This is a genomic window from Paenirhodobacter enshiensis (assembly GCF_000740785.1).
Taxonomy (GTDB): domain Bacteria; phylum Pseudomonadota; class Alphaproteobacteria; order Rhodobacterales; family Rhodobacteraceae; genus Rhodobacter; species Rhodobacter enshiensis.
This window is the reverse complement of record NZ_JFZB01000003.1, coordinates 104,586-127,048: the sequence shown is the minus strand read 5'-3', so window position 1 is coordinate 127,048 and position 22,463 is coordinate 104,586. Positions and strand designations below refer to the sequence as shown.

21 protein-coding genes are annotated in these 22,463 nt (G+C 68.8%); 7 read left to right on the top strand and 14 right to left on the bottom strand.

What is annotated here, in order from left to right:
* The first annotated feature begins 31 nt into the window (after positions 1-31).
* The 3 genes from betI (at position 32) to betA (ending at position 3,794) form a co-directional block, all read left to right on the top strand.
* Complete coding sequence (gene betI, locus CG50_RS02620; protein ID WP_036634916.1) at positions 32-613, top strand: choline-binding transcriptional repressor BetI; 582 nt, start codon at positions 32-34, stop codon at positions 611-613.
* Entirely contained in the window at positions 610-2,061 is a 1,452-nt protein-coding gene (gene betB, locus CG50_RS02615) for a betaine-aldehyde dehydrogenase (RefSeq protein ID WP_036634913.1), read from the top strand. Before betI ends, betB begins: the two co-directional genes overlap by 4 nt.
* Before the next feature lie 77 nt (positions 2,062-2,138).
* Positions 2,139-3,794 carry a choline dehydrogenase gene (gene betA / locus CG50_RS02610; RefSeq protein WP_036634911.1) on the top strand — a complete coding sequence of 552 codons (1,656 nt, stop codon included), beginning with the start codon at positions 2,139-2,141 and terminating at the stop codon, positions 3,792-3,794.
* A gap of 34 nt (positions 3,795-3,828) precedes the next feature.
* On the opposite strand, the gene CG50_RS02605 is transcribed toward betA, so the two are convergent.
* The 13 genes from CG50_RS02605 to CG50_RS02545 all read right to left on the bottom strand — a co-directional run bounded on the left by CG50_RS02605 (position 3,829) and on the right by CG50_RS02545 (position 18,890).
* Positions 3,829-5,172 (bottom strand): 8-oxoguanine deaminase, encoded by a 1,344-nt coding sequence (locus tag CG50_RS02605; RefSeq protein WP_036634909.1) that lies wholly within the window; start codon positions 5,170-5,172, stop codon positions 3,829-3,831.
* Positions 5,173-5,198: 26 nt separating this feature from the next.
* Positions 5,199-6,020, bottom strand: a complete 822-nt coding sequence (locus CG50_RS02600; protein ID WP_036634907.1) for an inositol monophosphatase family protein — start codon at positions 6,018-6,020, stop codon at positions 5,199-5,201.
* Between the two features lie 101 nt (positions 6,021-6,121).
* Positions 6,122-6,484, bottom strand: coding sequence for a helix-turn-helix domain-containing protein (locus CG50_RS02595; RefSeq protein ID WP_036634900.1), 363 nt, complete (start codon positions 6,482-6,484; stop codon positions 6,122-6,124).
* Positions 6,485-6,617: 133 nt separating this feature from the next.
* On the bottom strand, positions 6,618-6,965 hold the full coding sequence (locus CG50_RS02590; protein WP_036634898.1) for a DUF3775 domain-containing protein: 348 nt from the start codon (positions 6,963-6,965) through the stop codon (positions 6,618-6,620).
* 61 nt (positions 6,966-7,026) lie between these two features.
* A complete protein-coding gene (locus CG50_RS02585; RefSeq protein ID WP_036634890.1) occupies positions 7,027-8,172 on the bottom strand; it encodes a DNA recombination protein RmuC in 1,146 nt (381 codons plus the stop codon).
* A gap of 2 nt (positions 8,173-8,174) precedes the next feature.
* Positions 8,175-10,091 (bottom strand): DNA mismatch repair endonuclease MutL, encoded by a 1,917-nt coding sequence (gene mutL / locus CG50_RS02580; protein WP_036634886.1) that lies wholly within the window; start codon positions 10,089-10,091, stop codon positions 8,175-8,177.
* A 65-nt stretch (positions 10,092-10,156) separates the two neighbouring features.
* The gene (locus tag CG50_RS02575) at positions 10,157-11,476 is read right to left on the bottom strand and encodes a M16 family metallopeptidase (protein WP_036634884.1); all 1,320 of its coding nucleotides are present in this window, start codon (positions 11,474-11,476) and stop codon (positions 10,157-10,159) included.
* Positions 11,473-12,885: a M16 family metallopeptidase gene (locus CG50_RS02570; protein WP_081880245.1), complete on the bottom strand. Its 1,413-nt coding sequence runs from the start codon at positions 12,883-12,885 to the stop codon at positions 11,473-11,475. Before CG50_RS02570 ends, CG50_RS02575 begins: the two co-directional genes overlap by 4 nt.
* Before the next feature lie 121 nt (positions 12,886-13,006).
* Positions 13,007-13,561: a DUF3035 domain-containing protein gene (locus CG50_RS02565; RefSeq protein WP_036634883.1), complete on the bottom strand. Its 555-nt coding sequence runs from the start codon at positions 13,559-13,561 to the stop codon at positions 13,007-13,009.
* A 71-nt stretch (positions 13,562-13,632) separates the two neighbouring features.
* Positions 13,633-14,142, bottom strand: coding sequence for a signal peptidase II (lspA, locus tag CG50_RS02560; protein ID WP_036634881.1), 510 nt, complete (start codon positions 14,140-14,142; stop codon positions 13,633-13,635).
* A gap of 26 nt (positions 14,143-14,168) precedes the next feature.
* The gene (gene purH, locus CG50_RS02555) at positions 14,169-15,755 is read right to left on the bottom strand and encodes a bifunctional phosphoribosylaminoimidazolecarboxamide formyltransferase/IMP cyclohydrolase (RefSeq protein WP_036634879.1); all 1,587 of its coding nucleotides are present in this window, start codon (positions 15,753-15,755) and stop codon (positions 14,169-14,171) included.
* A gap of 45 nt (positions 15,756-15,800) precedes the next feature.
* Positions 15,801-17,528 (bottom strand): heparinase II/III family protein, encoded by a 1,728-nt coding sequence (locus CG50_RS02550; protein ID WP_036634877.1) that lies wholly within the window; start codon positions 17,526-17,528, stop codon positions 15,801-15,803.
* A 96-nt stretch (positions 17,529-17,624) separates the two neighbouring features.
* The gene (locus CG50_RS02545; RefSeq protein WP_036634874.1) at positions 17,625-18,890 is read right to left on the bottom strand and encodes an RsmB/NOP family class I SAM-dependent RNA methyltransferase; all 1,266 of its coding nucleotides are present in this window, start codon (positions 18,888-18,890) and stop codon (positions 17,625-17,627) included.
* An 83-nt stretch (positions 18,891-18,973) separates the two neighbouring features.
* Here CG50_RS02545 and CG50_RS02540 point away from each other — a divergent pair, with 83 nt between their 5' ends.
* Positions 18,974-19,153 (top strand): DUF1674 domain-containing protein, encoded by a 180-nt coding sequence (locus CG50_RS02540; RefSeq protein WP_036634871.1) that lies wholly within the window; start codon positions 18,974-18,976, stop codon positions 19,151-19,153.
* A gap of 180 nt (positions 19,154-19,333) precedes the next feature.
* Here CG50_RS02540 and dapB read toward each other — a convergent pair whose 3' ends face one another.
* Positions 19,334-20,152: a 4-hydroxy-tetrahydrodipicolinate reductase gene (dapB, locus tag CG50_RS02535; RefSeq protein WP_036634868.1), complete on the bottom strand. Its 819-nt coding sequence runs from the start codon at positions 20,150-20,152 to the stop codon at positions 19,334-19,336.
* A gap of 97 nt (positions 20,153-20,249) precedes the next feature.
* Between dapB and rbfA the strand changes: the two genes are divergently transcribed.
* The 3 genes from rbfA to truB are packed head-to-tail and all read left to right on the top strand — an operon-like array spanning position 20,250 to position 22,378.
* Positions 20,250-20,693 carry a 30S ribosome-binding factor RbfA gene (gene rbfA / locus CG50_RS02530; RefSeq protein WP_036634866.1) on the top strand — a complete coding sequence of 148 codons (444 nt, stop codon included), beginning with the start codon at positions 20,250-20,252 and terminating at the stop codon, positions 20,691-20,693.
* Complete coding sequence (locus CG50_RS02525) at positions 20,674-21,423, top strand: phosphodiester glycosidase family protein (RefSeq protein WP_036634863.1); 750 nt, start codon at positions 20,674-20,676, stop codon at positions 21,421-21,423. The genes rbfA and CG50_RS02525 overlap by 20 nt, the downstream gene beginning before the upstream one ends.
* 52 nt (positions 21,424-21,475) lie before the next feature.
* Positions 21,476-22,378, top strand: coding sequence for a tRNA pseudouridine(55) synthase TruB (gene truB / locus CG50_RS02520; RefSeq protein ID WP_036634860.1), 903 nt, complete (start codon positions 21,476-21,478; stop codon positions 22,376-22,378).
* Positions 22,379-22,463 lie beyond the last annotated feature (85 nt).

Here is a 22,463-nt window from a genome sequence, read left to right as displayed (position 1 = left end):
AAGAGTTTTTCGCAGAAAAGGTCCACGCCCCATGCCCAAAATCGGAGCGGAGCCTATTCGACGGGCAGCTTTGGTTAAAGCCACGATTGAGACGGTCGGTCAGGCCGGCTCGCTCGAAGTGACCGTCGCGCAGATCGCGCGCCGGGCGGGGATGAGTGCCGCGCTGGCGCATCATTACTTCGGCTCGAAGGAACAGATCTTCCTCGCCGCGATGCGCTCGATCCTGTCGCTCTATCAGGCCGAGGTGCGCGGCGCGCTGGCGATGTCGACGGGGGCGGAACAGCGTCTGCGCGCCATCGTGCGCGGCTCTTTCGCGCCCGGCAGCTTCCGGCGCGAGGCGATCTCGGCCTGGCTGAACTTCTACGTTCTGGCGCAGACCCAGCCCGAAGCGCGGCGTCTGCTGCGGATCTATCAGCGCCGGCTGAACTCGAATCTGCTGCACGAGCTGCGCCCGCTGGTGGGGGCGCGCGCGCCCGCGGTGGCGCGCGGCCTCGGCGCGCTGATCGACGGCGTGTATATCCGTGCGGCGCTGGCGGACGGACAGCCGAATGCGGCCTATGCCGCTGAAATAGTTTTGGAATATCTGGAAAAAGAGATCGCGGGGGCGGCATGAGAGCACAACCGAAGGGCAGCCATTTCGTCAACGGAACCTGGTGCGAGGACAGCGCCGGCGATGCCTTTGACGTGATCTTTCCGGGCACCGGCGAGGTGATCGCACGGCTTCACGACGCTACCCCGGCGGTGATCGAGGCGGCAATCTCGGGCGCGCAGACGGCGCAGCGGGACTGGGCCGCGCTGAAGCCCATCGAGCGCTCGCGCATCCTGATGCGGGCGGTCGCGCTGATTCGCGACCGGGCGGAGGAACTCGCGCTTCTCGAAACCCTCGATACCGGCAAGCCGATCCAGGAAACCCGGGTGGCGGACTGGCCCTCGGGGGCGGATGCGCTGGAATATTTCGCCGGCCTCGCGCCCACGCTGACCGGCGAGACGATCCCGCTCGGCGGCGATTTCGCCTATACGATCCGCGAGCCTCTGGGCGTCTGCGTCGGGATCGGCGCGTGGAACTATCCCAGCCAGATCGCCTGCTGGAAGGCGGCGCCGGCGCTGTCGACCGGCAACGCCATGGTGTTCAAACCGTCCGAGACCACGCCGCTCGGCGCGCTGAGGCTGGCCTCGATCTTCATCGAGGCGGGGATGCCCGCCGGTCTGTTCAACGTCGTGCAGGGTCATGGCGCGGTGGGCGCGGCGCTCGCGACCGATTCGCGCGTGGCCAAGGTGTCGCTGACCGGCTCGGTTCCGACGGGGCGGCGCGTCTATCAGGCGGCGGCGGCCGGGATGAAACATGTGACGATGGAGCTTGGCGGCAAGTCGCCGCTGATCGTCTTCGCCGATGCCGATCTCGATTCGGCGGTGGGCGCGGCGATGCTGGGGAATTTCTACTCCTCGGGGCAGATCTGCTCGAACGGCACGCGGGTGTTCGTGGAAAAGCCGGTGAAGGAGGCTTTCCTCGCCAAGCTCAAGGCGCGGACCGAGGCGATCGTCGCCGGCGATCCGCTCGACGAGGCGACGCAGTTCGGCCCGCTGGTCAGCGCGGCGCAGCACGAGAAGGTCATGGGCTACATCGCGACCGCGAAGGCCGAGGGCGCGCGTCTGGTCACCGGCGGGGCCGCCGGCAATCAGGGGCCGCTGTTCGTCCAGCCCACCGTCTTCGCCGATGTCACCGACGACATGACGCTCGCCCGCGAGGAGGTGTTCGGCCCGGTGATGGCGGTCCTCGATTTCGAGACCGAGGCCGAGGCCATCGCCCGCGCGAACGGCACCGAATACGGGCTGGCGGCGGGGGTGTTCACCGGCGATCTCGCCCGCGGGCACCGGGTGATCGGCCAGCTTCAGGCCGGCACCTGCTGGATCAACGCCTATAACCTGACCCCGGTCGAGATGCCCTTCGGCGCGGTCAAGGCCTCGGGCCTCGGGCGCGAGAATTCGCGCGCCGCAGTTGAGCATTACACCCAGATCAAGGCGGTCTACGTCGGCACCGGGCCGCTCGACTGCCCGTATTGACGGCCTCGCGGCGGGGCGTCCGGCCCCCCGCAACCCCCAGACGACACTCAATGAAACCGGCAGCAGGAGCGGGCGGGATGGAAGCGGATTATGTGGTGATCGGCGGCGGTTCGGGCGGTTCGGCACTGGCCTACCGCCTGTGCGAGGCCGGTCGCAAGGTCATCATCGTCGAATTCGGCGGCACCGACGTCGGCCCGTTCATCCAGATGCCGGGGGCCCTCTCCTATCCGATGAACATGCCGCGCTATGACTGGGGCCTGATGTCGGAGCCCGAGCCCGGCCTCGGCGGGCGCCGGCTGGTGACGCCGCGCGGCAAGGTGATCGGCGGCTCGTCCTCGATCAACGGCATGGTTTACGTCCGCGGCCACGCCTGCGATTTCGACCACTGGGCCGAGCAGGGCGCGACCGGCTGGGGCTATGCCGATGTGCTGCCCTATTATCAGCGCATGGAAACCTGGCACGGCGGTGCGGACGGGGGCGATCCGGCGTGGCGCGGCACCTCGGGGCCGATGCACATCACCCGCGGGCCGCGCAGCAACCCGCTGTTCCGGGCCTTCGTCGAGGCCGGCCATCAGGCGGGCTATCCGCTGACCGCCGATTACAACGGCCGCCAGCAGGAAGGCTTCGGCGCGATGGAGGCGACGATCTGGAAAGGCCGGCGCTGGTCGGCGGCGAACGCCTATCTGCGCCCGGCGCTGAAGGGCGGCAACCTGTCCATCGTGCGCGGCCTCGCGCGCCGCGTGGTGATCGAGAACGGCCGCGCCACCGGTGTCGAGATCGAGCGCGGCGGCCAGACCGAGGTGATTCGCGCCCGTCACGAGGTGGTGGTCTCGGCAAGTTCGCTCAACACGCCGAAGATCCTGATGCTCTCGGGCATCGGCCCGGCGGCCGAGCTGCGCGCCCATGGCATCGAGGTGATCGCCGACCGTCCCGGCGTCGGCGCCAATCTGCAGGACCATCTGGAGATCTATTTCCAGTTCGCCGCGCGCCACAAGAACACGCTCTACAAATACTGGAACCTGTTCGGCAAGGCGATGGTGGGCGCGCAATGGCTGTTCACCAAGACCGGCATCGGCGCCTCGAACCAGTTCGAGAGCTGCGGCTTCATCCGCTCGGCCGCCGGGGTGAAATACCCCGACATCCAGTATCACTTCCTGCCCATCGCGGTGCGCTATGACGGTCAGGCCGTGGCCGAGGGGCATGGCTTTCAGGTGCATGTCGGGCCGATGCGCTCGAAATCGCGCGGCACGGTCACGCTGCGCTCGGCCGATCCGCGCGAATCGCCGGTGATCCGCTTCAATTACATGAGCCATCCCGACGACTGGGAAGAGTTCCGCCGCTGCATCCGCCTGACGCGCGAGATCTTCGCCCAACCCGCGATGGCCGAACATGTGAAGCGCGAGATCCAGCCCGGCGCCGATGTGCAAACCGACGCGCAGATCGACGCCTTCATCCGCGAACACGCCGAGAGCGCCTTCCACCCCTGCGGCACCGCGCGGATGGGGCGCGCCGACGATCCGACCGCCGTGGTCGATCCCGAGGGCCGGGTGATCGGCGTCGATGCGCTGCGCGTCGCCGACAGTTCGATCTTTCCACGCGTCACCAACGGCAACCTGAACGGGCCGTCGCTGATGACCGGCGAGAAGATCGCGGATCACATCCTCGGCCGGCGGTTGCCGTCGTCGAATGCCGAGCCCTGGATCAATCCGGACTGGCAGAGCTCGCAGCGCTGAGCGTCGTCAGGGGCGGGGGGCGGCCTGTCCCCGTTCAGCCCGCCAATGCGCGGGCGAGGCGGTTTTGCGCCTCGATCACGCGCGGCAGGTCGATGCTGGTCAGATGCCCGTCGCGCACCACCTGGCGCCCCTCGACGAACAGGTGCCGCACCTGCCGCGGGCCGCACAGCACCAGCGCCGCGACCGGATCCCAGGCGCCTGCCGCCTCGATCCCGCGCATGTCCCAGATCGCCAGATCCGCGCGCTTGCCCGGCGCGATGGTGCCGCAATCGGGCCGGCCCAGAACCTCGGCCCCGCCGCGGGTGGCGATCTCCAGCGCCTCGCGCGCGCTCATCGCATCGGCGCCGTTTTGCACCCGCTGCAACAGCATCGCCTGACGCGCCTCGCCGATCAGGTGGCCCGCGTCGTTCGAGGCCGATCCATCCACCCCGAGCGCGACCTTCACGCCCGCGTCGCGCATCGTCCGGACCGGCGCGATCCCCGAACCCAGCCGGCAGTTCGAGCAGGGGCAATGCGCCACCCCTGTGCCCGTGCGCGCGAAGAGCGCGATCTCGGCACTGTCGAGCTTCACGCAATGCGCGTGCCAGACATCGGCGCCGGTCCAGCCCAGATCCTCGGCATATTGTCCGGGGCGGCAGCCGAACTGCGCCAGCGAATAGGCGACATCCTCATCATTCTCGGCCAGATGGGTGTGCAGCATCACGCCCTTGTCGCGGGCGAGAAGGGCCGCGTCGCGCATCAGCCCGCGGCTGACCGAGAAGGGCGAGCACGGCGCCACCCCCACCCGCACCATCGCGCCGGGCTTCGGGTCGTGGAAGCGGTCGATGACGCGGATGCAGTCGGACAGGATGGCGTCCTCGGCCTCGACCAGACTGTCGGGGGGCAGCCCACCCGCGCTCTCGCCAATCGACATGGCACCGCGCGTCGGATGAAAGCGCAGCCCGATTTCGGCCGCTGCGGCGATGGTATCGTCGAGCCGCGCCCCGTTCGGATACAGATACAGGTGGTCCGAGCTGGTGGTGCAGCCCGACAGCGCCAGTTCCGCCAGTCCGACGAGGGCCGAGACCCGCATCTCCTCGGGGCCCATCTGCGCCCAGATCGGATAGAGCGTCTTCAGCCAGCCGAACAGCAGCGCGTCCTGTCCGCCCGGCACCGCGCGGGTCAGCGTCTGGTAAAGATGATGATGCGTGTTCACGAGGCCCGGCGTCACCACGCAGCCCGTGGCCTCGAAGATCTCGACGGGGGGCGGGACGCTCAGCCCGTGCCCCACCGCTTCGATCGCGCCGTCGCGGATCAGAATGTCGGCGCCCGACAGCTCGCGCCGGGTGTCGTCCATGGTGACGACAACCGATGCGCCGCGGATCAGGGTTGCAGGCATGGGCGTCGCCCTTCCGTGGAGCGGGATCAGCCGTTCAGCACCGCCATCGCGGCGGCGTGGATCTCGGGGTTGGCGGCGGCGAGAACCCGTCCGCCGCGCCAGGCCGGACCGCCCTGCCAGTCGGTGACGATGCCGCCCGCCGCCTCGATCACCGCGATCGGGCCGTCGACGTCATAGGGATGCAGCCCCGCCTCGACCACCAGGTCGATCTGGCCGAGCGCGATCAGCGCATAGGCATAGCAATCCATCCCGTAGCGGGTCAGCCGCACCTGCTGCGACAGGCGCGCGAAGGCCGCGCCCTCCTCGGGCGTGCCGACCTCGGGGAAGGTCGAAAACAGCGTCGCCTGATCGAGGGCGCGGGTCTTGCGCGTGGCAAGTGCCGTGCGCCCCATCGGGCCGGTCATCTCGGCCCGGCCGAAGCCGCCGATGAACCGCTCGCCCACATAGGGCTGATCGACGATGCCCATCAGCGGCCGGCCGGGGCCGTCGGGCAGTTCCTCGCACAGGCCGATCAGCACGCCCCAGGTGGGGGTGCCCGACATGTAGCCGCGGGTGCCGTCGATCGGGTCGAGAACCCAGGTCAGCCCGCTGGTGCCGGTGCGGTTGTCGTATTCCTCGCCGAAGATACCGTCCTCGGGCCGGCGCTCGGCGAGGATCTCGCGCAGCCGCCGTTCGGTCGCCTTGTCGGCCGCGGTCACCGGGTCGAACCCGCCCGCCAGCTTGTTGTCGGCCGCAAGACCGCCGGGGCTGCGAAACAGCTTCAGCGTTTCCTCGCGCGCGGCATCGGCGAGCGCGGTTGCGGTTGCGAACAGGACGTCGATCTCTGCAGCAGAAGTCGGAACGGTCATAGGTGCCTCCGGAGTTGTCCCAGCGGTAGCCCGCCGCGGGGACGGAGGCAAGCCAGCTGTGCATACCGCTGCCTCCGGATCCCGCCCCCGGGCTTGCGTCGTCAGGCCACGTCCGACAGCACTTTCGCCAGTTCGAACAGGCGCCGGCGCTGCGTCTCCGGGATCGCGTAATAGGAGCGCACCAGTGCCAGAGCCTCGCGATCCCCCATCAGATCGGCGGCAGAGACCGCCTCGGGCGTCGCTACGTCGCCGAACCCCTCGAAGAAGAACGCCACCGGCACCCCGAGCGCCCGACCGATTTCCCACAGCCGCGACGCCGAGACCCGGTTCGCCCCGGTTTCGTATTTCTGGATCTGCTGGAACTTGATGCCGACCTTTTCGGCCAGCTGTTGCTGGGTAACCCCCGTGCTCCAGCGACGTTGCCGGATGCGCTTGCCGACATGGCTGTCCACCGGATGTGTCATTCACTCGTCCTCATTCGCAATCACTACCACTCACACTGTCCGGAACCGGCCCTCGTCTTCGGTTCGCCCCAAATATCCCGGGGGAGCTGCGGCGACGCCGCAGCGGGGGCAGAGCCCCCTTCTTCCCGCACTCTCAGACGGTCGGAAATGCCTCTTCGCCCTCGTCCTCGACGTCGATGCCAAGTGCATTCATTCCATCTTCGAGGTAATCCGCCAGAAGCGGAATTCCCAGAAGGTAATCCTCGGTCGGCGTCGTCGCCTCGTCGCGCGCGGTGGCGAAGGCTTCGTCGAACTCGCTCGCGTCGAAGGTCTCGCGGCCGATCCACAGGATTGCGGTCAGCGCGGCCTGCTCGTCCTCGTTCAGCGCGGCGATGAAGGCGCGCAGCTCGCGGCCCTGACCGGCGTCGGGCATGTCGGCGTCGAACTTGCGGGCGCGGATGATGACGGTGGCAACCTTGTCGGTGCTGATCGGCAGTTGCATGTCGGGTCTCCCTTTTCCGCGCCATCCTGCCACAGCGTGCGGCGGGGGCAACAGGAAAGCCTCACAGATCGAGGCGCACCACCCGCGACGTTGGGGCGCCGGTGTCCTGCGCCAGTTCCTCGAAGTCGAAATTGTCCAGCCGGTGCGCGCGCTTTCCCGCCTTCTCGGCAGAGATCTTGATGTCCTCGATATCCTTCGCCGCCTGCCCGAAATGCCGGTCAAGGCTGCCCACGCGGGTCGAGAGCCGGTCGACATCGGCATAAAGCGCGGCCAGCTCCTTGCGGATCGCGCCGGCCTGCTCGCGCATCCGGGCATCCTTCAGCACCGCGCGCATCGTGGTCAGCGTCGCCATGCAGGTGGTGGGCGAGACGATCCACACCTTCGCCGCGAAGCCCTCTCGCACCAGCTCGGGGAAATTCGAGTGCAACTCAGCATAGACAGCTTCGGAGGGCAGGAACATCAGCGCGCCGTCGGCCGTCTCGCCCTCGATCAGGTATTTCTCGGAAATCGCCTTGATATGGGCGCGCACCGCGATGCGCATCATCCGTTGCGCCTCGATCAGCTGCGACTGGTTTTCGGCGCGGCGCAGCGCCTCGTAGGCTTCCAGCGGGAATTTCGAATCGATCACGATCGGGCCCGGCGGGTTCGGCAGATGGATCAGGCAATCCGCCCGCTTCCCGTTCGAAAGCGTCGCCTGCATCGTGTAGCTGTCGGCCGGCAGCGCCTTCGCCACGATGTCGTTGAGCTGAATTTCCCCGAACGCGCCGCGGGTCTGCTTGTTCGACAAGATGTCCTGCAACCCCAGAACGTTGCCCGACAGCTTCTCGATATTGGCCTGGGCCTTGTCGATGGCCTCCAGCCGCTGTTGCAGATCGCCCAGACTGCGCGCGGTCTTCGTGGCCGAGCCTTGCAGCGATTCGGTCATCTGGGCGTTGACCTGTTGCAGTCGGGTTTCCATCAGCTGCAGCATCTTCGCCTGACTGGCGGCGGCGGCCTCGGACACGTGGCGCAGCCCGCCCGCAAGCTGTTGCTGCCCGTCCGAGAGCGACTGCACCGTCTGCGCGAAGGTCAGCATCTGCTGCGTCAGCGGCGCCACCGCGCGCGCAGACCGCCCCGCCGCGCTCAGCACCAGCGCGAGCAGCACCACCACAAGGACCACCGCCCCCGCTACCAGCCAGATCATCGGGTCATTCGTCGCAATCGTCATTCTCAGGTCCGTCCGAACAGGCGTTCGATATCGCTCAGCTTCAGCTCGACATAGGTCGGCCGGCCGTGGTTGCACTGGCCCGAGAACGGCGTCGCTTCCATCTCGCGCAGCAGGGCGTTCATCTCCTCGACCTGCATCCTGCGGCCCGAGCGGATCGAGCCATGGCAGGCCATCCGGCTCAGCACCGCGTCGATCTTCGCCAGCACCAGATCGCTGCCGCCGAGGTCGGAGAGTTCGTCGAGCACATCGCGCAGCAGGTTGGCGGCGTTGATTTCGCCCAGGATCGCCGGGGTCTCGCGCACGGCCACGGCAGAGCCGCCGAACGGTTCGATCCCGAGGCCGAGGCGGGCGAGGTCGTCCGCATGATCGAGCAGCAGCGCCGCGTCGCCCGCAGACAGCTCGACGATCTCGGGGATCAGCAGCGCCTGCGCCGCGACGCCCTTCTCGGCCATCTGGCGTTTCAGCCGCTCGTAATTCAGCCGCTCATGCGCGGCGTGCTGATCGACGATCACCATGCCGGTCTCGGTCTGGGCGATGATGTAATTCTCGTGCACCTGCGCGCGGGCGGCGCCAAGGGGGGCGTGCTGCATCTGCCGGTCGTCGGGGGCGGGCGCCTCGGCGCGGGCCGAGGGCTGGATCAGCGGTTGCGCCGCCGGCATCGCCCAGGGGGGCGGCGGGGCTTCCTCGAAATCGTGCAAGGGGGCCTGGGCGGCATAGCTTGCGCGCACCGCCCCCGCCGAGGGGCGATCCATCTGATAGACGCGCGGCGGGAAGGCGGTTTGCGGCGCGGGCTCGCCAAGCGTCATCTGCCGTTCGACGGGTTCCGGACGGAAGGCCGCAAGCGTCTCGGTCCCGACGGTCGAGGAGGCGCGCTGCCCCGCCTCGGCCAGCGCATGGCGGATCGCGGTGACGATCAGCCCGCGCGGGATCCCCGCCTCGCGAAAGCGCACCTCGGCCTTCGCCGGGTGGACGTTGACGTCGACACGCTCGGGATCGCAGCTGAGAAACAGCGCCGCCGCCGGGTGGCGGTCGCGCGGCAGCACGTCCATGTAGCCCGCGCGCAGCGCGCCGAGCAGCATCTTGTCGCGCACCGGGCGGCCGTTGACGAACAGGAACTGTTCGACCGCGGCGCCGCGCGAATAGGTCGGAAGCGCGGCATATCCGGTCAGCCGGATGCCTTCGCGCTCGGCGTCGATGACCATGGCGTTATCGGTGAAATCGCGGCCGAGGATACGCGCCAGACGCCCGGCCAGCGCGCCGAACAGCTCTCCCTGTTCGGCATCGGCGCGGAACAGCTCGCGCGCGCCGCCGTTCGAGATGTCGTTCAGCCGGAAGCTGACATAGGGTTCGGCCATCGCCAGCCGCTTCACCGCGTCGAGGATCGCCTGTGCCTCGGCCCGGTCGGTGCGCATGAATTTCAGCCGCGCCGGGGTGGCGTAGAACAGATCGCGCAGTTCGACCACGGTGCCGCGGTTCAGCGCGGCGGGCTTCACCGGGCCGGGGCGGCCGCCCTCGACGTTCATCTGCGCGGCCTCGAACCCCTCGGCGCGCGAGGCGATGCTCAGCCGCCCGACGGCGCCGAGCGACGGCAGCGCCTCGCCGCGAAAGCCGAAGGTGTGAATGTTCAGCAGATCCGATCCGTCGATCTTCGAGGTGGCATGGCGCGACAGCGCGAGCGGCAGATCCTCGGCCGTCATGCCGCAGCCGTCGTCGCTGACCCGGATCAGGGTCTTGCCGCCGTCGGCATAGGCGATCTCGATCCGCGTCGCGCCGGCGTCGAGGGCGTTCTCCACGATCTCTTTCACCGCCGAGGCGGGGCGTTCCACCACCTCGCCGGCGGCGATGCGGTTGGCGGCGGAATCGTCGAGCTGACGGATCACCGGGCGGGTTGCGCCGATCTTGGGGGGCTGGATGTTCATACCGCTACAGATAGCACGGAACGGGAACGGCCGAAACCGTTTCCCGCCGTGAGGGACGCGGCCCGTTACAGCCCCTTCGGCTGCCCCACGACGATGAAATCGAGCCCGTCCGCCTGGATCACCCGCTTCGCCATGCGCGCGATATCGTCGCGGGTGACGGCCTCGATGCGGGCGTTTCGGGTGCGGATGTAGTCAATGGGCAGGTGATTGAGCTGCATCCCCGCGAGGATCGCCGCGATCCGCCCGTTGCCGTCGAAGCGCAGCGGATAGGCGCCGGTCAGATAGGTCTTGGCGTTCTTCAGCTCGTCATCGGTCACGGTGCCGGTCGCGGCCCTGGCCCATTCCTGCTTCACCAGCCCGATGGCCTCGGCCGCATTCTCGTTCGAGGTGGCGAAGCCGCCCTGCCATGTCGCCGCGAGGTCCATCGGCACCAGCGCGGTCGATATCCCGTAGGTCAGCCCGCGCTTCTCGCGCAGCTCGTCCATCAGCCGCGACGAGAACCCGCCCGCGCCGAGGATCTGGTTGAACACCATCGCCGGGAAGTAATCCGGATCGTCGAGCGCCAGCCCGCGCTGACCGAACAGCACGATGCTTTGCGGCCCCTCGAAGGGAATGACCGTGGTGCCGGGTTTCAGCGCGACCCCGGCCTTCGGCGGCATCGGCGCGCCGGTCGCCGGCAGCGCCCCAAGCAGCCGGTCGAGCATCGGGCCCAGCTCCTCGGGGGTGATGTCGCCCACCGCCGAGACCACCATCCGGTCGCGCGTCATCACGCGGGCCCTGGCGTCGAACATGTCCTCGCGGGTCAGGGCCTTCACGCTTTCGACGGTGCCGTTCGGATCGCTGCCATAGGGATGGGTGCCGAAGGCCGCCTTGCGGAACGCCTCGGCGGCGATGGCCTGCGGGTCGCGGGCATTCGCGGCGAGGATCGACAGCACCTGGCCGCGCACCCGGTCGAGCGAAGCCTGATCGAAATGCGGATCGGTCAGCGCACCGCGCAGCAGCTCGACCGCCTTGTCGCGGTTGTCGCTGAGCATCCTCGCCGAGACCGACAGCGCATCGTCATCCACGTCGAAACTGAAACCCGCCGCCAGCGCCTGTTGCGCCGCGGCGAAGCCCTGGCTGTCGTAATCGCCCGAACCTTCCTCGAGCGTCGCGGTCATCAGGTTGATCGCGCCGCGCTTGCCCGGCGCATCGAGCGAGGTGCCGCCGCGGAACCGGATTTCCAGCGCGGTGAAGGGGATGTCGTGCTCCTCGACCAGCCAGGCGGTGATCCCGCCCGGAGAGGTGACTTCCTTCACCTCGATCGCCGCCGCGGGCAGGGCGGCGAACAGTGCGCCAAGCAGCAGCACGGGCGCCACAAGACGCCGGAAAGACAGACGGATCATCGCGTGGTGCCTCCGTTCATGGCGCCGGGATCGGCCGCCACCTGAGGCGCCGAGCCGTCGTTCGGCGCCGGTTCCACATAGCCGGTGACCGAGGCCGCCGGCACCAGCACGGCGCGTGCCGCCGCCATCACGTCGTCTTCGCTCACCGACATCAGCACGTCGGGCCAGTCCTGCACATCCCTGACCGAGAACCCCGAGGCCAGTGCCTCGCCGTAACGCATCGCCAGAGACTGCGCGCTGTCCTGCTCGTAGATCTGGCCGGCGCGGATGCGGGTGCGGATGCGCTCGAACTGCGCCGGGTCGATGCCGTCTTTCAGAAACTTCGCCAGCGCGGCATCGAGGGCCTTTTCCGCCTCCGGCAGCCCGATGTCTGGCGCCGGCATCATCGAGATGGAAAACGTGGTCTTGTCGATGGACATGCCGTCGTAATCCGTCGTGGCCCAGATCGCATCGCCGCTGTCATAGACCAGATCGCGCGACAGAACCGAGGTCTGGGGATTGCCACCGAGGATCTCGGACAGGATGGTCAGCGCCGCGGCGGTCTTCTGATCGCCCGGGGTGCGGGCCGGGGCCAGATAGCTGCGCGTCAGATAGGGCTGGGCGACGCGGGCGTCCTTGTAATCGAGGTGGCGCGCGGCAAGCTGCGGCGGCTCCTGCGGGCGGATGCGCGGCGGGATCGTCTCCGAGGGAACGAGCGGGCCGTAATATTGCTGGGCGAGCTGTTTCACCTGATCGGGCGTCACGTCGCCTGCGACCACCAGCACCGCGTTGTTCGGCGCGTAATAGCGACGATACCAGGCGAGCGCGTCGTCGCGGGTCAGCCCCTCCATCTCCTGCTTCCAGCCGATCACCGGCGTGCCATAGGGGCTGTTGAGGAACTGCGCCGCGCGGGCCTGCTCGGCGAAAAGCGCATTCGGGTTGCTGTCGGTGCGCTGGCGGCGCTCGTCGAGGATCACCTGACGTTCGGTCTGCCAGTCGTCTGGCGAGAGCTTCAGATGCTCCATCCGGTCGGCCTCCATCCGCATCACCAGAGGCAGCCGGTCGGCCGCGATGCGCTGGAAATAGGCCGTGTAATCATACGAGGTGAACGCGTTGTCCGAACCGCCGTTCGCCGAGACGGTCTTCGACAGCTCGCCCGCGGCCATCGTGTCCGTGCCCTTGAACATCAGATGTTCGAGGAAATGCGCGATCCCCGACTTGCCGCGGACCTCATCGGCCGAGCCCGCCTTGTACCACACCATCTGCACCACGACCGGGGCGCGGTGATCCTCGATCACCACGGCCTGAAGGCCGTTGTTCAGGGTGAAATTGCTGATTTCTGCAGCCTCGGCAGGGGCTTCGGCCAGGGGGACGAGCACGATTGCCAGCGCGGCCGCTTTCAGGCCCGTCTTCAGAAATACGCGCGACATCGGGTTCCCTCCGCAGTGTTCCGGGCCCGGTCGCGGGCCGGGGCAGAGACTACAGGGCATCCCTCCGGCCACAACCCCGGCTCGTGACCGGCTGACGCGGATGTGATCCGTCCGCGACGGATCAGTTGGTCCGCGGAAGGGCCTTTTGCGCCACCGATGAGGGCGGAGCGCCGGGCGTCGGCACGCCGGCACTGCGCCAGCGTTCCAGCTCGGCCCGCTGGTCGAGCGCCATCGGCTCATAGGCACTGGCGTAGACGCTGTTGCGCATCAGCCGTTCGAGCAGACGCCCGTTGTGATGCTGCCGCCAGGTCAGATCCTCGGCCGCGAGGGTCTGGCGGATCGCGGGATCGGCGCCAAAGCGGTCGGCGCGCGCGAGCAGTGCCGAATCTGCCGCCGGCAGTTTTCCGGTGATCTGCTGCGGCTTGCCACCGAGCGCCGCGATGGCATCGGCGGCGGGCGTCGGGTCGGTGATATTGGTCCCGCCCGGCGTGGGCACCGGCAGCGCGGCCAGATTTTCCGGCATCTGCAAGGACTTTGTCGGCAGGATGCTGAACTCGTCCGGGCCCTGCCCGGTCTTGCGCAGGTTCATCAGCTCGGGCGTCTTGTCCGAGCCGCATCCGGCGACGAGAGCCGCGATCGCAACCGCGATGCCGAGCCGTCCGATCGTCGCACGCATGGAGAACTCCCTGTTTCTTTCGCGATCCGTCTTAGCCTATCGCAACCGGCCCGTCACGTCCCCTTGCGGGCTCAGCGGCGGGCTTTTGCCTTGTCCGGTTTCGGGGTGGATTTCGCCTTGTCCTCGCCGCTGAACATCACCAGCCCGATGGCGCCGAAGAAGATCGCGATATCGGCGACGTTGAACGAGAACGGATTTTCCCAGAACGGCAGCGACATGTTCAGGAAATCGGCGACCGCGCCATAGATCACCCGGTCGATCACGTTTCCGAGTGCGCCGCCGATCAGCAACCCGGCCGCCGCCAGCATCCGCGGCGACTGCCGTCCGCTGCGCGACACCCAGACCCAGACCCAGCCCGAGATCACCAGCGACAGAACCACCAGACCCCAGCGGGTCAGCTGATCCTCGCCGGCCATCAGGCCGAAGTTGACGCCCTGATTCCACGCCATGCGGAAATTCAGCCAGGGCGGCAACACGTCAATGGCCCCGTAATGCGCCAGATCGAGAACCTCGACCACGAGATACTTGCTGATCTGGTCGATCAGGAAAACCGCAGCCGCAATCCAGACGGTCAGACGCATACGGAGCCTCTCTGTGCGATGGACGATCAGTGACGGAAGTGGCGCATACCGGTGAACACCATCGCCAGACCGCGCTCGTTCGCGGCGTCGATGACGTCCTGATCGCGGATCGAGCCGCCCGGCTGGATCACCGCGGTCGCACCGGCCTCGGCGGCGGTGATGAGACCGTCGGCGAAGGGGAAGAACGCGTCAGAGGCCACGACCGACCCCTTGACCGGCGCCTCGGCCAGACCGAGCACATCGGCCATGTCCTGCGACTTGCGCGCCGCGATGCGGGTCGAATCGACGCGGCTCATCTGACCGGCACCGACGCCCACGGTGGCCCCGTCCTTGACGTAGATGATGGCGTTCGACTTCACGTGCTTGGCGACGGTCCAGGCGAACAGCAGGTCCCTGACCTCCTGATCGGTCGGCGCGCGCTCGGTGACGACCTTCAGATCGTGCTCGGTGATGATGCCGTTGTCCTTGTCCTGCACCAGGAACCCGCCCGAGACCTGGCGGAAGGTGGTGATCGGTGCCTTGACGTCGGGCAGCGTGCCGGTGGTCAGCAGGCGCAGGTTCTTCTTCGCGGCGAAGACGGCCTTCGCGCCCTCGGTCGCGTCGGGGGCGATGACGACCTCGGTGAAGATGCCGACGATTTCCTTCGCGGTCGCTTCGTCCAGCGTGCCGTTCAGCGCGATGATGCCGCCGAAGGCCGAGGTCCGGTCACAGTCGAAGGCGCGGGCATAGGCCTCGGCCAGGGTCTTGCCGGTGGCGACGCCGCAGGGGTTGGCGTGCTTGATGATGGCGCAGGCGGGCTGTTCCGTCGGGAATTCGGCGACCAGCTCGAAGGCGGCATCGGTGTCGTTGATGTTGTTGTAGGACAGTTCCTTGCCCTGCCACTGCTTCGCGGTGGCGACGCCCGGACGGTTCGAGCCGTCGAGGTAGAACGCCGCCTTCTGATGCGGGTTCTCGCCATAGCGCAGGGTCTGGGCGAGGGTGCCGGCGAAGGCGCGGCGGCGCGGCGTGTCTTCCTCGATCGCCTTGGCCATCCAGGTGCTGACCGCGGCGTCATAGGCGGCGGTGCGGGCATAGGCGATCTGGGCCATCTTCTGGCGGAAGCTGTAGGTGGTGGCGCCGTCGTTGGCGTCGAGCTCGGCCAGAACCGCGTTGTAATCCTCGACATCGACCACGGTGGTGACGAAGGCGTGGTTCTTCGACGCCGCGCGGATCATCGCCGGGCCGCCGATGTCGATGTTCTCGATGCACTCGTCATAGGGCGCGCCCTTGGCGACGGTCGCTTCGAACGGGTAGAGGTTGACGACCAGAAGGTCGATCGGCGCGATGTCGTGATCCTTCATCGCGGCGACATGCTCGGGGTTGTCGCGCAGCGCCAGAAGGCCGCCATGCACCACCGGATGCAGCGTCTTGACCCGGCCGTCCATCATCTCCGGGAAGCCGGTCACCTCGGACACGTCGCGCACCGTCAGACCCGCGACCCGCAGCGCCTTGGCGGTGCCGCCGGTCGACAGCAGCTCGACGCCGCGCGCGGCAAGGGCGCGGGCGAAGTCGATCAGCCCGGTCTTGTCGGAAACGGAGATCAGGGCGCGGGTGATGTGGACGGGTCTGGTCATGGCTGGCAGTCCTTATGCTCAGATGTCGGGGCGCGCTTGGCGCCGCTAGTCGCGTATGGGCGCGGGGGTAACCTGTGCTTTCTCGAACGTCCAGCTTATTTGCTGGCTGGGTTCGAGCAAGCGCCCCGAAAGCACGATCTGGCGCGTGGCGCGCGGGCCGGGCTGCCCCTTTTCAAGCCAGACCGAGGGGGCAAGCGTCAGATCGACCTGCCCGTCGAAGCGGAAGATCCAGATCTCGCCCGATTTCAGCGCCATCGACACCGCCCATCCGCCCATGTCGAGCGTGGCATCGACATCGGGGTGCAGATGGAAGCGCAGCTGATAGGGGATGCCGCGGATGCCGGCGCGGTCGAGCACCGCCTCGGTCAGCTTCGTGTCCACGGGCGACATCGCGCCGATGGAGTCGGTGCCATGCAGCCCGTCGCCATCAGGGGTGAGGGACAGCTCGCGCAGATGTGTCAGCCCGTGGGTGGCGCGGTAGCCGTCATGACCGAACAGCGCATGGCGGCGCGGTGGGTCCTCGGGGCGGGTCCAGACCTCGTCCGGGGTCTCGGTGAGCAGACTTTCGGGGCCCGCGCCGGTCTTGTGGGCCCGTCCGAAGCGCGACGAGGAATACCCTTCGAGCGACAGCGTGGACTGACAGGCGCTGGCGCGCCCGGCAAGCGCCCAGTCCGGTCCGAAACTTTCGCCCGCGCCGCAGTTCACCACCAGCGGCCGGCGCCCCGAGGTCATCTCGAAGGCGAGCGTCGAGGCATGGGCATGGGCCGATGCCGCCCCCGCGGGCGGCGCGGCAGCATCGACGACCAGCGCCGTGCCCGCGGCCTGCAACCGCACGAAGCCCATGGCGGGTTCGTCGGGCGCGGGGGTGCGCACCTCGGAGGCCGTCAGAACCGCATCGAGCCGCCCGGGCGCGCCGCAACCGCCGCCATGGAACCGCGCGAGCCCGCCATCGGGCATCCGGAGCAGCCGCAGCGTGGGCACGATGCGCGCGATGGCGTTCGAGATCCCTTCGGCCGGGGTGCGGGTGACGGATTTCAGCGTGCCCACGGTGTCGACGAGCAGCCCGAGGGTTTCCAGCAGCTCCTCGGGGTTCCGGCTGGCGATGCCGCCATCGGCGCCGATGAGGGTGTCGCACTCCGCGGCGAGCGCGGCGAGGGCGCTGTCCGTCTGCCCCTCCAGCCCGCGCAGCATCGCGGTGGCACAGACCATCCCGCACAGCGCGCCGAGACGTCCGGTCCCCGCGGGAACCGAGGACCAGCGCCGCGACAGGAACTGCACCTGACGGCCGAGGGTGGTGAAGAGCGCCTCCGCCTCGGCGCGGGTGCGCCCGGCGAGCAGGAAGGCGCCGTGGTTGATCTGGCGCAGCAGCCGCCGGCCGGTGATCTCGGGCGTCCAGCCCGGACCCTCGCCCGTGCCTTGCCGCGCGATCCAGTCGAAGGCCCAGTCCTGCGCGCGGGCGCGCGCCGGGCGCTCGGCCACCGCGGCCAGATCGTCGAGCCAGACGAAGCTCTGCATCGCGGTGACGAAGGCCGGATCGGTCTCGCTCAGATCCCAGGGGGCGGTGTCGGGGGCCTCGATGGTGCAGCCCTCATAGGGGAAGCGCCCCGCCATCAGCTGCCGGCCGCGCGCGAACAGCCCGATCGAGCGCGGTGCCGGTTCGGTGACGAAGCCGCTCGGCACGGGGGCGGCGGCACGCAATGCGCGCCGGTCGCGCCAGGCGTCGAGGCGGCCGCGGCTCGGGGAAGACGACAGGGGGCTGATCTTGCCAGACATGATGTCCTGGTCCGTTCTGTATCGCGTCGGGAAATGCCCGCGCAGGATAAACCGGCGCGGCGCGGACTGCCATTGGGATCGGCAGAGGGGGGCGGCTCAGGGGCGCAGGCGGGCGATGAAGAAGCCGTCCATGCCGCCCATTTCGGGCCAGTAGTCGGGCCGCAGCCGCAGCGCGCCGTTCCCGGTGTGCCACTCGGGATCGGTGCCGGCGATCTCGACCGGCTCGACGCTCAGCCCCGGATGCCGGACGAGGGCGGCGGCGATCTGCGCCTCGCCCTCGTCGGGCAGGAGCGAACAGGTGCAGTAAACCAGTCGCCCGCCCGGTTTCAGCCAGCCGAGCGCGCGGTCGAGCAGCGCCGCCTGAAGCGCGACGAGATCGCGGATGTCGGAGGATTGCTTGACCTGCGGCAGGTCGGGATGACGGCGGATCGTGCCGGTGGCGGAACAGGGCGCGTCGAGCAGGATGGCGTCGAAGCGCCGCTCCGGCTCCCAGATCAGCGCGTCGGCGGCGATCACCTCGGCGCTCAGCCGGCAGCGGTCGAGGTTCTCGCGCAGCCGTTCGAGCCGCCCTTCGGAGATGTCGAGCGCGGTGACCTGCGCGCCCGCGGCGGCGAGTTGCAGCGTCTTTCCGCCCGGTGCGGCGCAAAGATCGAGAATCTCTTCTCCCGGCTGTGCCGCGACGGCACGGGCGGCCAGTGCCGCGGCCGCGTCCTGCACCCACCACTCGCCTTCGGCATAGCCCGGCAGCGCGGTGACCTGCGTGCCCGAGGCCAGACGCACCGAGCCCGTCGGCAAAAGCTGCCCGCCGGTCGCCCCGGCCAGCGCCGCCGCATCGCCGCGCGCCGTCAGATCGAGGGGGGCACCGGCGAGGTGTGCCTCTTCCATCCGCATCACGGCGACCTTGCCCCAGGCCGACATCAGCCGTCCGCGCAGCCAGCCGGGCAGCGCCGGCACCGGCAGGGCGGACCAGCGCGCGCCGTCCTCGGCCACCTTGCGCAGCACCGCGTTGACGAGACCGGCATAGCCCTCGACCCGGCGCCCGCCCGAATGCACCAGCGCCACCGCGGCATTGACCACGCCATGCGCGGGCACGCCCTCGACGCACAGCTCGGTCGTGCCGAGGCGCAGCAGCGCCAGCACGTCGGCGGGCGGGCGGCGGCGCAGATGCGGCTTCAGCATCGCCTCGACGCGCGGCAGATTGCGCAGGCAATCGAGCGCCAATCGCTGCGCGCGGGCGCGCTCGGAAGGCGAGAGCCCGTCGAGTGCTTCGGCGCCGATCTGCTCGGCCAGCGTCTGGCGTTCGTCGAGAACACCGGTGATCAGCGCGCAGGCGGCGCGTCGTGCGAGGTCGATGCCGGACATGGGCCCGATCTCCTTCCCTTGTTGCGGGTTTGCGCGCGGACTATATCGGAACCGAGCCCCTGACAAGGAACCGGAGTCCGATCATGAGCGAACAGGCGAAGACCGATCTGCCCCCCGCCGCGCTGCGCGCGCTGGCCGAGGCCGAGGAACGGCGCAAGGCGGCAAAGGGAACGGCGCTGCCGACCGAACTCGGCGGCCGAGACGGGCCGGAGCCGGTGCGCTATGGCGACTGGGAGAAGAAGGGCCTCGCGATCGACTTCTGATCGCGTCCCCGTGCCCGGCCCCGGGGGCTGTCTGCCCCCGGACCCCCGAGGATATTTTCAGCAAAGCGAAAGAGCACAGGCGCCCTCCATCCCGGAGCGGCGCCTGCTTTCGATTCGCCTCAAATATCCTGGGGGTGAGCCCGCAGGGCGAGGGGGCAAAGCCCCCTCCTTAGCCCCGCATCACAGGCCGAGAACGTCCATCATGTCATACTGGCCGGGCTTGCGCTCGAGCCCCCAGAGCGCCGCCTTGACCCCGCCGCGGGCGAAGATCATCCGGTCGGTCGCGACATGGCGCAGGATCACCCGCTCGCCGGCGGTGGCGAAGATCACGTCATGCTCGCCCACGATGTCGCCGCCGCGGATCGAGGAGAACCCGATGGCGCCCGGTTTGCGCGGGCCGGTGATGCCATTGCGCCCCGCCTCGGTATTTTCGTCGAGCTCGATGCCGCGCCCGTCGGCCGCCGCCTGACCGAGCATCAGCGCCGTGCCCGATGGCGCGTCGACCTTGCGGTTGTGATGCGCCTCGACCACCTCGATGTCCCACTCGATGTCCAGAACCTCGGCCGCCTTGCGCACCATCTGCGTCAGCAGGTTGATCCCGAGCCCCATGTTGCCCGCCCGCACGATCACCGCGTGCCGCGCGCAGGGGTCGAGGGCGGCAAGCTGCGCCTTCTCGAAGCCCGTGGTGCCGATCACATGGACCGCGCGGGCCTGCGCCGCGAGCCGCGCGAAGCCGAGAGAGGCCTCGGGCGTGGTGAAGTCGATCACCGCGCGCGCCTTCGCGAAGGCTTCGAGCGGGTCGTCGGTCACGGTGACGCCGAGCGGCGCGCCGCCCATCGCCTCGCCCACGTCGCGGCCGACCCAGGCGTGCCCCGGACGCACCAGCGCACCCGCGAGGCGGGCCTTGCCGGCTGCCTCCGCCTCCGTTACCGCGCGGATCAGCATCCGCCCCATGCGCCCCGAGGCTCCGGTGATGACGATTCCGGGAAGGTCGGTCATGTGTTTCTCCTTGCTGTCGGGGGATTTCTTATCCTTCGGGCCGGTTCTCGCAAAGGCCCGAGTTGCGGGACGCATCGCAACCGACTATGTGCGGGATATGGCAAAGAACCGTTTTTCCTCGGGCGATGGCCCTTCGCAACGACAGCTCCGGGTGGGCGAACTCATCCGGCGCACGCTTTCGGACGTGCTGATCCGGGCCGAGGTCCATGACCCCGACCTGAACAAGATCTCGATCACCGTGGGCGAGGTGCGCTGCTCGCCCGACCTCAAGGTGGCGACGGTCTATGTGGCGCCGCTGGGCGGCACGCTCGGCGGCGAGAGCGGTCAGGCGATGCTCGCGGCACTGCGCCGGCACAGCGGCGAGCTGCGCCATCACGTCTCGAAGGGGCTGACCACCAAATCGACGCCCGAGCTGCGTTTCCGCCTCGATGACACTTTCGACCGTCTCGACGAGACGCGGCGGATGTTCTCGGACGAGACGGTGCAGCGCGATATCGCCAAGCGCGACGACGATGACGACGATGCGGACGCTCTGGGCTAGTCTGCTCTTCACGCTTTCGGTCCTCGTGCCGCGCGCCGCGCTGGCCGAGGACCCCTGTCGCACCGTCGATTTCGAGGACATTCCCTTCACCGTCTGCGAGGCGAAGGCCACCGACGACGTGCGGCTGTGGCTGAAATCGGGCGATGCGCCGATCGGCTCTCCGGCGCGGGTGCAGGACGTGCTGAAACCGGGCGAGCGACTGGTCTTCGCGATGAATGCCGGCATGTTCGAAGCCGATCGCAGCCCGGTGGGTCTCTATGTCGAGGACGGGCAGGAAATCGCGCCGCTGGTGACGCGTTCGAGCGGCGGCAATTTCAGCCTGACGCCCAACGGTGTGCTGTGCATCGGCACGCCCGACGGCGGCACCGGGTTCAGCATCTTCGAGACGTCGGAGTATGCCGCGCGCCGGCCGGCGTGCCGTTATGCCACCCAGTCGGGGCCGATGCTGGTGCTGGGCGGAGAGCTGCATCCGCGGTTCCTCGCGGACAGCGACAGCGTTTACATCCGCAACGGCGTGGGCGTTTCGGCGGACGGGCAGACGGCATGGTTCGCGATCTCGGACAAGCCGGTGAATTTCCACCGCTTCGCGCGGTTCTTCCGCGATGCTCTGGGGGCGCGGGACGCGCTGTATTTCGACGGCTCGATCTCTCGGCTCGCGGTGCCCGGAGAGGGGCGCAACGACTTCGGTTTTCCGGTCGGCCCGATCGTCGGCATGGTCGCGCACGATTGACCTTCGGCCCGTCCCGCGCTAGCAGGCGGGCCTTCTGAAACCGGAGGGACCAATGGGCCGCAAGAAGGGTCGCGACATTTCGGGCTGGATCGTGATCGACAAGCCGGCGGGGGTGACCTCGACCGCGGTCGTGAGCAAGCTGCGTTGGGCGCTCGACGCGAAGAAGGCGGGCCATGCGGGGACTTTGGACCCCGCGGCGACGGGGGTTCTCGCGGTGGCCTTCGGCGAGGCGACGAAGACGGTGCCCTATGTCACCGACGCGATGAAATGCTATCGCTTCCTCGTGCGTTTTGGCGCCGCGACCACCACCGACGATGCCGAGGGCGAGGTGATCGAGACCTCTGCCGCGCGGCCCTCGGACGCCGAGATCGAAGCGGCGCTGCCGGCGTTTCGCGGCGACATCCAGCAGGTTCCGCCGCAGTTCTCGGCGGTGAAGGTCGATGGCGAGCGGGCCTATGATCTGGCGCGCGAGGGCGAGCGGATGGAGCTCGCGGCGCGGCCCCTGTTCGTCGAGAGCCTGATCCTGATCGGTCGTCCCGATGCCGATACCGCGGAATTCGAGATGGTCTGCGGCAAGGGCGGCTATGTGCGCTCGATCGCGCGCGATCTGGGCCGCGCGCTCGGCTGTCTTGGCCATGTGCAATGGCTGCGCCGCGAATGGGCGGGGCCGTTCAGCGTGACCGATGCGCAGACGCTGGAAACCGTCGAGCGGCTGGCGCGGACGCCGGAACTCGATGCGCTGGTGCAGCCGCTGGAGATCGGGCTCGAGGATCTGACCGAGGTGCGCGCGACGGCCGAGGGTGCGGTGCGGCTGAGCCACGGCAATCCGGGCATGGTGATCGCGACGGGCGTCGAATTCGGCGAGGAAGTCTGGGCGAGCTACGAGGGCCGTCCGGTCGCCGTCGGCCGCTACATGGGCGGCGAGCTGCATCCGGCGCGGGTGTTCAACCTGTAGGCGGGGCTTTGGCGGTGGACGGGCAGGGGGCTTTGCCCCCTCGCGCGTGCCGCGCTCACCCCCAGGATATTTGTGGAAAGCCGAA